This is a genomic window from Cryobacterium cryoconiti, from assembly GCF_004403065.1.
In the GTDB taxonomy this organism is placed as follows: Bacteria; Actinomycetota; Actinomycetes; order Actinomycetales; family Microbacteriaceae; genus Cryobacterium; species Cryobacterium cryoconiti.
In genome coordinates, this window is sequence record NZ_SOHA01000044.1 from 1 (window position 1) to 13,787 (window position 13,787).

The window sequence follows — 13,787 nt, forward strand, 5'->3', positions numbered from 1 at the left end:
GGCCTTCCCCCGTTAACCAGTCGTGACTGTTCCCGTTCCGGTCGAGAGTGCCCAGCAGAACGGCCACTCTCGACCGGAACGGGAACAATCGTGGGCACAATCCGCCCCACACGAGGCCGCACACGCGCGCGTCTCGGTGCTGGGGCGCACGCCACGACCGAAAAAGAAGGCCACCCAAGCAGGGTGGCCTTCCGTCGTTAAGCGGTGGGGAGGAGGTCGGCGGCGGGAATCGGGATGCCGTTGAGGATGTCCAGGGTCCAGCCGGCCTGGGTGTGCGCGAGCACATTGAGGGAGGCATTCCTGATCGTGTCGACAGGCTGGTCCAGCGCCTGCATCAGCGTCAAACGGATTAGCGTGCCGTGGCTCACGACGATGATGCGGGCACCGGGGTGATCCCGGGCCAGCAGCTGCAGGGCGGTCAGGCCACGGGCGGCCACGGTCGACTCCGGCTCGGCGCCGATGAAGCCGCCGATGCCGGTGGGGCCGCCCGGCTCGCGCAGCGCGTCCAGCTCGGGGCCGGCGCTCATTCCCTCGGCCGGGCCGTAATTGCGCTCGACCATCTCAGGAATGCGCCGGTTGACGGTGAGCCCGAGGCCATCGGCGATCAGATCCGCGGTCTCTGCCGCGCGGCTGAGCGGCGAGGACACGACGAAGTCCCACTCGTAGTCGGCCAGGTGGCCGACGGCATCCGCCGCCTGGCCTCGACCGGTCTCGTTGAGGGGGATATCGGAGTGACCCTGGATGCGCAGAGCGGCATTCCAATCGGTCTGTCCATGGCGGATGAGGGCGAAGGTCGTTGTGGAGCTCACCAGACTATTCTCCCTCGGGGACGTGCCGGGAGGGGAATCGGGTCTCGACAGGCTCGACCAGCGGCAGGCTCGACCATGGGCAGGCTCGAGGAGCGGCAGGCTCGAGCAGCGAGGGCGGGCGGGTCTCGACAAGCTCGACCACCGGGCAGGCTTGGGTCTCGACAAGCTCGACCAGCGGCGGGCTCGACCACCGGCCGGGTCAGGTGATGGGGGCGGAGGCGAAAAGCACCCGGTCGCTCGCGACCAGGTCGTTGACGGTGTAGATGCGGGTGAGGTCGAGGCCGGCGGTGAGGGCACCAGCGCGTTCCTCGTCGCTCTGCGGGGCCATCCGGCCGAGCATGACACCGCCGAGGGCGCGCACGGCGCAGGCCGCGATCACACCCTCCGGGGTTCCGCCGATCCCGATCGAGAGGTCGACGGCGGCATCCGTGGACGCGGCGGAGATCGCGGTGGAGACGTCCCCTTCGAGCACTCGGAGCACCCGCGCGCCCGCGAACTCGATCTCGCGGATGAGCGCGGCGTGGCGGGGCTTGTCGAGCACGGCGACGGTGAGCGCGGTCTCGCGGATACCGGTGGCAGCCGCGAAGGCTCGGAGGTTCTCGGTGGCCGAGGCCCGGAGATCGAGAACGCCGTGACCGGCCGGGCCGGCGATGAGCTTCTCCATGTAGAAGACGCCCGCCGGGTCGAACATCGTGCCCCGCGGGGAGAGGGCGATGACACAGACCGCACCGGGAAGGTCGTCGGCGGCGAGGCGTGTGCCGTCGAGCGGGTCCACCGCGATATCGCAGTCCGGACCGATCCCGGTGCCGAGTCGCTCGCCGTTGGCGAGCATCGGAGCCTCGTCTTTCTCGCCCTCGCCGATCACGACGGTTCCGCTAAACGGCGCCGTCAGGAGCACGGCGCGCATGGCCGCGACGGCGGCCTCGTCGGCGGCATTCTTGTCACCCCGGCCAACCCACGGCAGCGTTGCGCGGGCTGCCGCCTCGGTGGAGGCGCGCACGGCGGCGACCAGCTCGGCGGGCCACCCGTCGGCGCCGATGACGGTGGTTCCGGCCAAGGGCGCGGACTGGTTGTGCTGCGGCATGGGCCACCTCTTGCTGGGACAGCGGTCTCGGGACCGGCAGGCACAGCCTACTCGCGTGCCCGGTGCCGTTCTCGTGCAGCCACGGGTGCGGGCGCGGGCGCGCTACGCCAGAAGCTCGCGGATGTCGGTGGCGGTCAGGGCGGTTCCGTGCGCGGGGCCATCCGTCATCACGCTCTCGAACAGGCGGGCCTTCGTTGCCTTGAGGGCCATCACCTTCTCCTCGATCGTGTCGCGGGAGACCAGCCGGTAGACGAAGACGTTCTTCGTCTGCCCGATGCGGTGCATGCGGTCCACGGCCTGCGCCTCGGTGGCGGGGTTCCACCACGGGTCGAGAAGGATGGCGTAGTCGGCCTCGGTCAGGTTGAGGCCGAAACCGCCGGCCTTCAGGCTGATCAGGAACACCGCGTTGTCGCCGGTCTTGAAGTCGCTGATGACCTGCGCCCGGTTGCGGGTCTTGCCGTCGAGGTAGGAGTAGCTGATGCCGGCGGCGTCAAGGCGCGCGCGGGCCTTGGCCAGGTACTGGGTGAACTGGCTGAAGATGAGCGTGCGGTGTCCGCCGGCCACGATGTCCTCCAGCAGCTCGAGCAGCACGTCGAGCTTGGTCGAGGGAATGTCGCCGTACTTCTCGTCGTAGAGACTCGCGTCGAGGCTGAGCTGGCGCAGCATGGTGAGCGAGCGGAAGATCTCGAACCGGTTCGTGTTCAGGTTGTCGATCAGGCCGAGCACCTTCTGTCGCTCCCGCTGCAGGTGCGTGTCGTACACCGAGCGATGCTTCGGGTGCAGTGTGAGCTCGAGCACCTGCTCCTGCTTGGCGGGCAGATCGCCGGCCACCTGCTCCTTCGTGCGGCGCAGCATGAACGGGCGGATGCGCCGGCGCAGCTGGTCGAGCCGGTCACCATCGCCATCCTTCTCGATCGGTTTCTGGTAGTAGTCGCCGAAGCGACCCGGGCTGGGGAACAGCCCCGGTGCCGTGATCGAGAGCAGGGACCAGAACTCCATCAGGTTGTTCTCCAGCGGCGTGCCGGTGATCGCCAGCTTGAACGGGGTGTCCAGGCGCCGGGCGCACTGGTGGGCGCGGGATTTGCGGTTCTTCACGAACTGGGCCTCATCCAGCAGGAGCCCCGACCAGGCCAGGGCCTGGTAATCGTCGAAATCGAGGCGGAAGAGCGTGTACGAGGTCACGACGACGTCGGCGCCTTCGTGCAGCGAGGCCAGGGTGGTGCTGCGCTTGCCGGCGGTCTCGGTGATCGCGGCGACCCGCAGGCCCGGCGCGAACCGAGCGCACTCCGCGGCCCAGTTGGAGACGACGCTGGTGGGCGCCACCACCAGGAACGGCGCACTCGCCCCGGGCTGTTCCCGCACGCGTTCCATCAGCGCGATGGCCTGCAGGGTCTTGCCGAGCCCCATGTCGTCGGCGAGGATGCCGCCCAGGTGATGGTCGTAGAGGAAGCTCAACCACTCGAAACCGGCCTGCTGGTAGGTGCGCAGGGTGGCGTCGACGCCGGCCGGCAGCGCCTGGACCGGGATCCGGGCGACATCGGTGAGCCCGGACACGGTGTCGCGCCACGCGGCCGCCTGCCCGGCGACGACTCCGAGGGCCTGCAGCTCCTCCCAGAGATCAGCCTGGAACGGGCTGATCCCCAGGGAATCGGCGCCGGCGTCCTGCAGCCCGCGGGCCTCCTCGATCAGCCGGCGGAGCGTGTGCAGTTCGGGACGGTCAAGGCTGAACCACGTGCCGCTCGGCAGGATCATCAGCTGCTGACCGGAGGCCAGCGCCCGGAACAGGCTGTCGAACGGGATCTCCTCGCCGTCGATGCTGACCGATACCTGCAGGTCGAACCAGTCCCGGTCGTCCGCACGTTCGGTGGTGCCCATCGTGATCACCGGGGCCGCGTCGGCCCGGCGGTACTCCGTCGCGTCACCCGCGACCAGCACCGTGACGTGCGGGGCGGCCGCCAGGGTCGGCACGATCGTGTCGAGGAAGCCGAGCATGGCGGAACCGGACAGAGTGGCCCGCTCGATCAGTACCGGTAAGCCGTTCCGCTGACCGATCAGTGCCGGTACGGGCGACAGCAGACCGTGCACCCCGTGCAGGATCTGCCCCTCGCGCCCGTCGTCGCGATAACGGATGTCGCCGGGCACCGGGCGGAGCGGCTGGTCGTAATCCGGGTAGTGCCAGGCCCAGTGCAGGGTGATGCGGGCATCCGTCTGATGGGTGATGGTCAAGGCCAGCACCGGCTGCGGAGTCTCGGGCAGGGCGAACGACAGGTCGCGGCTGGTCACGGTGACCCGGTTGCGGAGGAAGGGGTAGAACTCGGCCAGGAAGTCGGCTTCGTCGGAGCGGGGCACGTTGATGCCGGCGGAGGTGGCCATGGCTGTGAGCTCCCGGCTGATCTCGCCCGCCAGGGGGGCCAGGGTGATCTGCGGGGAGTCGCTGCCGGCGTGCGGTGCCCAGGTGTAGACGCCATGGGCCGGGTCACCGATGAAGCCGAAGGTTCCCGGCAGGTGCGACTCGTCGCCCAGCAGCAGGGTCGGTCGCAACGTCAACCCGTCGGCCGAGCGGCGGATGTCCAGTTCCAGGCTCGCAGGCACGGGCGAGACGAGAACGGGGTGCTGTTCCAGGGTGGCGGCGATCAGGGGAAGGCCGGCGTTCGCCGCGTCGTCGAGCAGGGTCCAGAGCGCCCGGTCGGGGAACGCGTCGACCGGGATCCACTGGGTGGCGCCGAAGTAGTACGGCCGATCCGCGTATTGCAGCGCGTACAGCGCGGAGAGCACGCGCAGCTGGCCGCGATCGAGCGAACCGTCGGTGGTCAGGTTCTCCCAGGTGATGCTGCCCCGGATCCACTTGCCCTGCTTGCCCATCATCACGGGCCGCGCCGCGAGCCGGCGCAGCCCCGGCCGGCCGGCGAAACGTCCGTTCTCGGGAGCGAGGAGCTGGAACTGGAGGGCGAGCCGGGTGTCTAACGCCGGCGCGGAAACCGGTCGGGCCAGCGGAGCCAGCGCGCTGCGCCACGCTGCGCGCGCGGCGGTGCCACTGGCGGGAAAGTCGGGGTCGGCGGCGACCCCGCCGCGGCTGCGTCCCGGAATTCCGCCCTGACTGCCGAGCAGCAGTGCGGCGACATGCTTGCAATTGCGCTTCACCGGGCAGGTGCAGACACCGGATGCCCGCACCGCCGCACCCGCGGAATCGAGCGTGAACGAGACGGTCACCGAATAGGGCGTGGGCCGCGAACCGCGAACCGTGCCGAACAGCTGGGTGCCGGAACCGAACCAGGTCTCCGCCTCGACGTGGCCGTTGCGCAGATAGCGCTCGCCGCGCGAGAAGGCCTGGCTGCCCACGAGGAGCGCGATGTCGTGGGAGCTGAGCGTGTGGGCCATGGCGGGCACCATTCTCCCATGCGTCCGGCCGGGGCAGGCCCGGCCGGACGCATCCGTGGGCTACTCCACGTGCCCGTGTTCCTTGGCGGACCCCTTCGTCAGGGTCTTACCCTGGAAGAAGGCAGGGTTGATGCGGTGCTGGACGAGCATCAGCACAATGCCGCCGATGAACAGCACCATCGCCAGGATGAACACCAGCCCGACTCCGCCGATGTTCGATCCGCTGCCGTAGTCCGGGTTCATGCTGTCGTACAGCGTGGTCGCGAAGATGACCAGCAGGATGACCCCGCCGATCAGCGGCGCCAGCAGCTTCAGCAGGATGGCCCGGGGGCCGCGCAGAGAGTCCCGGAAATACCAGACGCAGGCGAACGCGGTGACCCCGTAGTAGAAGCAGATCATCATGCCCAGGGTGAGGATCGTGTCGGTGAGCACATCGGTGCTGAGCACGCGCATGATCGCGTAGAAGCCCCAGGCCACAGCGCCTGCCATCACGGTGGCGAAGGCCGGGGACTTGTAGCGCGGGCTGATCGAGGCGAAGCGCTTCGGGAACGCCTGGTAGTGGCCCATCGAGAGCATGGTGCGTGCCGGACCGACGAAGGTCGACTGCAGCGACGCGGCCGAGCTGGACAGCACGGCCAGCGACATCAGGATGGCGAAGGGACCCATCACCGGACCGGCCAGGGCGGCGAACACGTTGCCCTGGATCTCCTCGTTGCCGAGCCCGAATTCGCCGGCGCCGATGCCGGAGAACATCAGTGTGGCGATGGCCACGAGGATGTAGAGCGCGAAGATGACGCCCACGGTCAGCGTTGCCGCACGCCCGGGGGTGGTCTTCGGGTTCTTGGTCTCCTCGTTCATGGTCAGGGTGACGTCCCAGCCCCAGAAGATGAAGATCGAGAGTGAGACCCCGGCCGCGAATGCCGTGAACGAGGGGGTGAGGAACGGGTTGAACCAATCGGCGCTGAACGCGAGGGCGTCGAAGGCGGTGCCCTCGGCGACCTGGGTCAGGGCGGCCACGCTGAACCAGACCAGCACAACCAGTTGGAAGGCCACGAGCACGTACTGCACGGCCTTGGTGGTCTCCATGCCGCGATAGGAGATGTAGGCGGCCGCGACCATGAACACCAGACAGGTGAGCACGTTGATCAGCACGTTGTTGGTGAGGTCGGCGAGGCCCGGGTTGCCGAACAGCTGGGCGAGCATCAGGTAGAAGAAGTCGACGGCGACTCCGGCGAGGTTGGAGAGCACGACCACGGTCGCCACGATCAGACCCCAGCCGCCCATCCAGCCCACCCACGGCCCGAAGGCGCGGGTGGCCCAGGTGAAGGAGGTGCCGGCATCCGGCATGGCGTTGTTGAGCTCCCGGTAGCCGAGCGCCACCAGCAGCATCGGGATGAACCCGACCAGGAAGATGCCCGGCATCTGGGTGCCGACGGCCGCGACCGTCGGGCCGAGGGAAGCCGTCAGGGTGTAGGCCGGCGCGATGCATGAGATGCCGATGACCGTGGCGCCGAGCAGACCGATCGAGCCGGCGCTGAGGCCCTTCTCGGACAGGCCGCCGCTGAGGGTGGAGGTTCCGGGCGTCGAGCCCGAGGGAGGAGATTGGCTAGTCATAGGACTGTCCTTAGGGTCAGTGCGGCTTACGGGCGTCAGTGCCGGTGGGAACCACGATGAGGGGAACGGGGAGCGCGTGCAGCATGCGGTGCGCGGTGATGCCGAGGAAAATCGTGGTGGGCTGGGCCAGGCGGCTGGATCCGACGAAGGCAACCTCGGTGGGCTGCCAGTCGAGAGCCTCGACCGCGGCTTCGACGCTGTGCCCGGAGGCAACCTCGGTGCTGATGGCGCCGTGCGCCGTGGACCGGCTCTGGAAATACTCCAGCACCTCGGCCAGGTGGGTCTGACTCTCGGCCTGCTCGGCCGGGTGCCGGCGACCGGCGTCGACCTCGACGAGGGTGACGAAGCGCAGATCCACGGTGAGGTCCTCGGAGAAGGCCAGCAGGGAGTCGAGCAGTGTCCTCCAGCCGGGCCGGGTACCGATGGCGCACGTGATCCGGGTCAGCTGCGCGGGCGCCTTGTAGCCGCGCGGAGCGAGCGCGACCGGCACGGGAGAGGAGTGCAGAAGGGCGTTCGCCACGCTGCCGATCGTGAATCGGTTCATCAGGCCACGGCGCGAGGCCCCGACGACGATGCGGTCCGAGTCGAAGGTGCGGGCAGCCTGCAGCAGCCCCTCGGTGGTGGACTCGGCGTAGAGCAGGTGCGTGGTGGCGATCACATCGGCGGGGACTCGCGCCAGGCCCTGTTCGAGCCATTCGAGGGACTGCTCCTCCAGCAGCGCCTGGTAATCGGGGGAGGAGACGGCGCCGACCCGGGCCGGCACGGTGGATGAGTGATGGGGGAGCACGAGGCACAGACGCAGCTCGGAGCGGGTCAGGCGCGCCAGCGCGACACCCAGCTCGACGGTGTCATTGCCCCGCTCGGTCGCTTCGTAGGCGACGACATAGTTGGGTACTCGGGTCACGCGGGTCTCTCCCTCGGTTCGCGACGGGTGTCGCACTGGTCAGTGTTCATGCGGGTGCCCGGTGTGCTCGTCCGGTGCGCAGTGCGCCGGACTGGGTTCCACGTCGAGCGACGGGTTTCGGTCGAAGAAACCGACCGGCTTGAGCCAGAACGACACGGTGTCGACCGGCATGATCGGCCATTCTTCCGGCCTGGTGATGTGGTGGATGCCGAAAACGTACCAGAGCACGAGGTCGGCGTTGCGCACTGGTCGGCGCGCCTTGATCCACTCGGGCAGACCGTGGTCCACCGCGCTCTGGTTCACGAACTCGCCGCACGGCCAGCGCTCGGCCTCGTCGGTGGGGGTGACCCAGACCGTGTGCCCGATCACCTGGGCGCGTTGGAGTGCGGGCGCGGCCGGGTCGAAGAACGAGGGGATGGCTCCGCCCGGCACCAGTTTGTAGGAGACGGGGGTGCCGAGGCCGTTGAACGAGTTCTCGTTCACGACCTTCCAGGCCCGCTGGGTGTCCCAGTTGAAGTCGTCGAAGCCCTCGGTCTCGATCGGGGTGTTCTGCTGGGTGATCGCGAGGCCGAGCGGGTTCGCGGCGCTGATCGGCTCGGCCCTGGTCTCGGTGCGGAACACCGTGTTCTCCGGCCCGTCGACGTCGAGGTCCATCCGGGCCACGATGAAGTGCTGGTGGAACGGGGCGTAGGTGCGGGTGTCGACGAGGGTTCCGTTGGGGTGGGGCTGGCCCTCGTCGAGGTGGGTCACCACCATGATCCCGGTGGCGCGCACCTCGCACTCCATGTTGCCGTCCTGGTAGAAGCGCCAATAGACGAGGTACTCGTAGTTCGCGACCGTCACGTGGAAGGACACGACGAGCCGGCGCATCCGTCGCACCTCGGCGCTGCCGTTGTGGTCGACATGCTTCCAGAGCACGGCGTTGTCTTCCTCGTGGATGCAGAACGCGTTCGGGATGCTGTACGGCTCGCCCTTGCTGTTGTGCAGCACGGCGTCGAGGTAGCGGATCTCACCGAGGCAGTCGCAGCCCAGTTCAAGGGAGGTGGTCATGAAACCCAGACCCCACTCGCCGATGTCGAAGGCGGTGCGGCGAAAGTGATCCACGCTGGGGTCGCGGTAGGGCACGACCATCTCCGCGAACGACAGCCGATTGGCGATCGGGCGCACCCGGCCGCCGTCGCGGTAGCCCACGTTGTGCAGGGTCATGCCCTCGCGGTAATTGAAGCCCACCCGCAGCGACCAGTTCTGCCACTGCACCAGGTTGCCGTCGAGCGTGAAGCTCGGGCCGTCGGGCTGCACCACGTCGAGCGGGGTCAGTGCCGGGCGCTCGCCGCGATCCCGGATGCGCCGGGGCACCAGGTGCGGCACGTATTCACCCATGCCCTCCGGCGGGTCGACCGTGAACGAGTCTTCGACCTCGAGCAGTTCCATGGTGTTCATGTCGAGCACGAAGTGCAGGCCGCTGACCGGGCCCGCGTAGGGGTTGGCTTCTGTGGAGGCCCGCACCCAGACATCCGACCAGCCCAGGCGACGGCCGCGGTACCGGTCGGGGATGACGGCGTCGCCGTAGGTCCAGGTGTCGATGAAGACCAGGTCGAGGTCGGTCACGCCCCGGCGGGCGAGGGCGGTGATCACGTCGGGATGCGCGCGGAGGGCGGCGTCGGCTTCCTCCCACTCGTCGACGGTGAAGTTGGCCTGCACCCCGGGCACGGTGTCCCAGTCCAGCACGGCGTCGGTCGTGAGCGACACCACGCCCACCCACGTGGTGTTCTCGGCCCGGTTCAGCACGACCAGGCGCGCCCGGCGGTCGGGAACCACGCCCGTGGCCGCGAACGCGGCGACGGCGTTCCGGGTGGGCTCGACCAGCTCGATCGAGGCGAACCGCCAGCCGTCGGCGACGCCGCGCTCGCGGGCGAGGATGGCGACCGCGGCGGTGAACTCCGTGGCGGACAGCGGGTCGAGCGGATGGAATGTCATCGATGGTCCCCTGTTCTGGTCGGTGGTCGAGCCTGTCGAGACCCGGTGGTCGAGCCTGTCGAGACCCGGTGGTCGAGCCTGTCGAGACCCGGTGGTCGAGCCTGTCGAGACCCGCGTTACTCCAGCGAGCTCATCACATGCTTGATTCGGGTGTAGTCCTCGACGCCGTACATCGATAGGTCCTTCCCGTAACCGGACTGCTTGAAGCCGCCGTGGGGCATCTCGGCGGTGAGCAGGATGTGGGTGTTGATCCACACCGCGCCGAAGTCGAGGTCACGGGAGACCCGCATGGCCGTGGCGTGGTCGCGGGTCCACACACTCGAGGCGAGGGCATAGTTGACGTCGTTCGCGAGGGTGACCGCTTCCTCTTCCGAGGCGAAGGACTGCACGGTGATCACCGGGCCGAACGTTTCCTCCTGCACGATCGCATCCGTTTGGCGCACCTGCGTGACGACGGTGGGCTCGAAGAAGAAGCCCGCGGTGCCGACCTGGTGACCACCGGTGGCGATGACGGCGTGGTCGGGCAGCGCGGCGACCTTCCGCACGACGTCGCCGAAGTGGTTGACGTTGTTGAGCGGTCCGAAGTAGTTGTCGGTGTCGTCGCCTGAGCCGGTGGTGCGGCTGCGGGCCTCGGCGACGAAGGCGTCGACGAACTCGTCGTGAATGGACTCGTGCACGAGCACACGGGTGATGGCTGTGCAGTCCTGCCCGGCGTTGTAGAAGGAGAAGTCCGCGATGGCGGCAGCGGTCTTCGCGACGTCCACACCGGCGAAGACCAGGGCAGGCGCCTTGCCGCCGAGTTCGAGGTGCGCCCGCTTGAGCGTCTTGGCCGCGCCTGCGGCCACGGCCATGCCGGCCCGCACACTGCCGGTGATCGAAACCAGGCCGGGCACCGGATGCTCGACGATCGCGGCCCCGGTGCCGCCGTTGCCGAGAACGATGTTCATCACGCCGTCGGGAAGGATGCCCTGGCTGATCCGGGCGAGTTCGAGGGTCGACTCGGGGGTGGTGTCACTGGGCTTGAGCACGAGGGTGTTGCCGGCCGCCAGTGCCGGTCCGATCTTCCAGATCGCCATCAGGAACGGGAAGTTCCACGGGGTGACCTGCCCGACCACGCCGATCGGCTCGCGGCGCACCCAGGAGGTCATGCCCGGCAGGTATTCACCGGCCGACTTGCCTTCAAGCAGGCGGGCGGCGCCCGCGAAGAAGCGCAGCTGGTCGGCGCCGGCCGCGACCTCATCGGCCGCGATCGTGGCACGGGGCTGGCCCGTGTTGCGGTGCTGGGCCTCCACGATGGCGTCGCTCTCGGCGTCGATCGCGTCGGCGAGGCGCAGCAGCGCGCGCTGCCGTTCGGACGGCGTGGTGCGGCCCCAGGTGCGGAAGGCGGTCTTCGCGGCGGTCATCGCGGCGTCGACGTCGGCAACGGTCGAGACCGGGGCCCGGGCAACCAGGTTGCCCGTGGTGGGATCGACGATGTCGAGCAACTCGGTGCCGGCGGGATCGATGAAGCGGCCATTGACGAAGTTTTTAAGGGTGGGGGTAGCCACGGGCCTGATCCTCTGCGCTGAGTGTAGAAACGGGTCTTTAGTTCGGTAAGTATGGCATCTGACAGCGGAATCCGGATACCCCGGGAGGAAATGGGTTCACAGGGGCGATCCTCCGCCTGCCGCCGGACCGCTGGCGCGCCGGCGTGATGTCACCTAAACTTGAGTCCATCAGACTCAGCTTTTCCACCGACCTGCAGCGAGAGCGGCCGGCCCGAGAGAGGATCTTCCGATGCAAGCAGGTCAGCAACCGCCCCAGGACGAGGCCAAGACGGCGCTGGAACAGTACGGCGTCAACCTCACCGAGATCGCCAAGAGCGGCAAGCTCGACCCGGTGATCGGCCGCGACGCCGAGATTCGCCGGGTCAGCCAGGTACTCACCAGGCGCACCAAGAACAACCCCGTTCTGATCGGGGAACCCGGCGTGGGCAAGACCGCCGTGGTGGAGGGGCTGGCCCAGCGCATCGTGGCCGGTGACGTGGCCGACTCCCTCAAGGGCAAGCAGTTGGTGTCTCTCGACCTGGCGGCGCTCGTGGCCGGGGCGAAGTACCGCGGCGAGTTCGAGGAACGGCTCAAGGCCGTGCTCAAGGAGATCAACGACGCCGAGGGGCAGATCATCACCTTCGTCGATGAGCTGCACACCCTGATGGGTGCCGGCGGCGGCGAGGGCTCCGTGGCTGCCTCCAACATGCTCAAGCCCATGCTCGCGCGCGGCGAGCTGCGCCTGATCGGCGCCACCACCCTGAACGAGTACCGCGAATTCATTGAAAAGGATGCCGCCCTCGAGCGCCGCTTCCAACCGGTGCTGGTCGACGAGCCGAGCGTGGAAGACACCGTCGCCATCCTGCGCGGGCTGAAGGAGCGCTACGAGGCCCACCACAAGGTGTCGATCGCGGACTCGGCGCTGGTCGCCGCTGCATCCCTCTCCAACCGGTACATCACGGCCCGCCAGCTGCCCGACAAAGCCATCGACCTGATCGACGAGGCAGCCAGCCGGCTGCGCATGGAGATCGACTCCGCCCCGGTGGAGATCGACGAGCTGCGGCGCAGCGTGGACCGGCTCAAGCTGGAGGAGCTCGCCCTCAAGAAGGAGAAGGACGACGCCTCCAAGGCGCGGCTGGAGAAGCTGCGCGGGGACCTCGCCGAACGCGAACTGAAACTGACCGAGTTGCAGGCGCGCTGGGACAAGGAACGCGCCTCCCTCAACCGCGTCGGCGAGCTCAAGGAGAGGCTCGACACCGCGCGCAGCGGGGCCGACCGGGCCGAACGCGAAGGCAACCTGGAGAAGGCGTCCCGGCTGCTCTACGGTGACATCCCGAAGATGGAGAAGGAACTCGCCGCGGCCGAACAGGCCGAATCCGACGGCCCGCGCATGGTCAACGATCAGGTCACCTCCGAGGACATCGCCGCCGTGGTCGCCATGTGGACCGGCATCCCGGTGGGCCGGCTGCTGCAGGGCGAGACGGAGAAACTACTGAACCTCGAGGCGGAACTCGGGCACCGCCTGGTCGGGCAGCGGCAGGCCGTGCGCGCGGTCGCCGACGCCGTGCGGCGCAGCCGGGCCGGCATCTCCGACCCGGACCGGCCGACCGGTTCGTTCCTCTTCCTCGGGCCGACCGGCGTGGGCAAGACCGAGCTCGCGAAGGCGCTCGCCGAGTTCCTCTTCGACGACGAAAAAGCCATGGTGCGCATCGACATGAGCGAATACGGGGAGAAGTTCTCCGTGTCCCGCCTGGTGGGGGCCCCTCCCGGCTATGTCGGCTACGAACAGGGTGGTCAGCTGACCGAGGCCGTGCGCCGCCGCCCGTATTCGGTGATCCTGTTCGACGAGGTGGAGAAGGCGCATCCGGAGGTCTTCGACGTCTTGCTGCAGGTGCTCGACGACGGCCGGCTCACGGATGGCCAGGGCCGCACCGTGGACTTCCGCAACACGATCCTGGTGCTGACGTCGAACCTCGGGTCGGCGTTCCTGATCGACCCGGTGCTCAGCCGGGACGAGAAGGAAGCAGCCGTGCAGACGCTCGTGCGCCAGACCTTCAAGCCCGAGTTCGTCAACCGCCTCGACGACATCGTGGTGTTCCAGACGCTGTCGATGGAGGACCTCGGCCAGATCGTCGGCCTGATGGTGGACCGGTTGGAGAAGCGGCTGGTCGAGCGCCGGCTCGAGCTGGGGGTGACCCCGGATGCCCGCACCTGGCTGGCCGAGCGCGGCTACGACCCGATCTACGGGGCGCGCCCGCTGCGGCGGCTGATGCAGACCGAGATCGACGACCGCCTGGCGACCGCGATCCTGTCCGGGGCCGTGCGGGACGGCGACACGGTGCGGGTGGACCTGGCCCCGGATGGGGATTCGCTCAGCGTCGCGGTCGCCCCGGTGCTGGTGGTCGACCCGGCCGACCTCGACGACGACGCGCTGCTGTAGCTCCGGGCATTCCCGGCGGGTTGCGCGTCCAGCGGAATCCGGCGGGAATATGGCG

8 protein-coding genes are annotated in these 13,787 nt (G+C 68.6%); 1 reads left to right on the forward strand and 7 read right to left on the reverse strand.

The annotated features are described in order from the left end of the window. Positions 1-197 precede the first annotated feature (197 nt). From E3T49_RS15740 to E3T49_RS15770, 7 genes are all read right to left on the reverse strand, one after another. Positions 198-809 (reverse strand): histidine phosphatase family protein, encoded by a 612-nt coding sequence (locus E3T49_RS15740; protein ID WP_420898564.1) that lies wholly within the window; start codon positions 807-809, stop codon positions 198-200. Between the two features lie 199 nt (positions 810-1,008). Beyond that, on the reverse strand, positions 1,009-1,893 hold the full coding sequence (gene glpX, locus E3T49_RS15745) for a class II fructose-bisphosphatase (RefSeq protein WP_134425864.1): 885 nt from the start codon (positions 1,891-1,893) through the stop codon (positions 1,009-1,011). Between the two features lie 102 nt (positions 1,894-1,995). After that, positions 1,996-5,271, reverse strand: a complete 3,276-nt coding sequence (locus E3T49_RS15750; RefSeq protein WP_198414274.1) for a DEAD/DEAH box helicase — start codon at positions 5,269-5,271, stop codon at positions 1,996-1,998. A gap of 60 nt (positions 5,272-5,331) precedes the next feature. Next, a complete protein-coding gene (locus E3T49_RS15755; RefSeq protein ID WP_134425866.1) occupies positions 5,332-6,885 on the reverse strand; it encodes an APC family permease in 1,554 nt (517 codons plus the stop codon). Between the two features lie 16 nt (positions 6,886-6,901). Then, entirely contained in the window at positions 6,902-7,789 is an 888-nt protein-coding gene (locus E3T49_RS15760) for a universal stress protein (RefSeq protein WP_166785591.1), read from the reverse strand. A 39-nt stretch (positions 7,790-7,828) separates the two neighbouring features. Continuing rightward, entirely contained in the window at positions 7,829-9,766 is a 1,938-nt protein-coding gene (locus E3T49_RS15765; protein ID WP_134425868.1) for a primary-amine oxidase, read from the reverse strand. A gap of 116 nt (positions 9,767-9,882) precedes the next feature. Beyond that, positions 9,883-11,313: an aminobutyraldehyde dehydrogenase gene (locus E3T49_RS15770; protein WP_134425869.1), complete on the reverse strand. Its 1,431-nt coding sequence runs from the start codon at positions 11,311-11,313 to the stop codon at positions 9,883-9,885. A gap of 229 nt (positions 11,314-11,542) precedes the next feature. Here E3T49_RS15770 and E3T49_RS15775 point away from each other — a divergent pair, with 229 nt between their 5' ends. Then, positions 11,543-13,732: an ATP-dependent Clp protease ATP-binding subunit gene (locus E3T49_RS15775; protein WP_134425870.1), complete on the forward strand. Its 2,190-nt coding sequence runs from the start codon at positions 11,543-11,545 to the stop codon at positions 13,730-13,732. Positions 13,733-13,787 lie beyond the last annotated feature (55 nt).

Bases quoted from the DNA above. Each gene is read 5' to 3' on its own strand.
- E3T49_RS15750 (WP_198414274.1), bottom strand. From the start codon at position 5,271: ATGGCCCACACGCTCAGCTCCCACGACATCGCGCTCCTCGTGGGCAGC.
- E3T49_RS15765 (WP_134425868.1), bottom strand. From the start codon at position 9,766: ATGACATTCCATCCGCTCGACCCGCTGTCCGCCACGGAGTTCACCGCC.
- glpX (WP_134425864.1), bottom strand. From the start codon at position 1,893: ATGCCGCAGCACAACCAGTCCGCGCCCTTGGCCGGAACCACCGTCATC.
- E3T49_RS15755 (WP_134425866.1), bottom strand. From the start codon at position 6,885: ATGACTAGCCAATCTCCTCCCTCGGGCTCGACGCCCGGAACCTCCACC.
- E3T49_RS15775 (WP_134425870.1), top strand. From the start codon at position 11,543: ATGCAAGCAGGTCAGCAACCGCCCCAGGACGAGGCCAAGACGGCGCTG.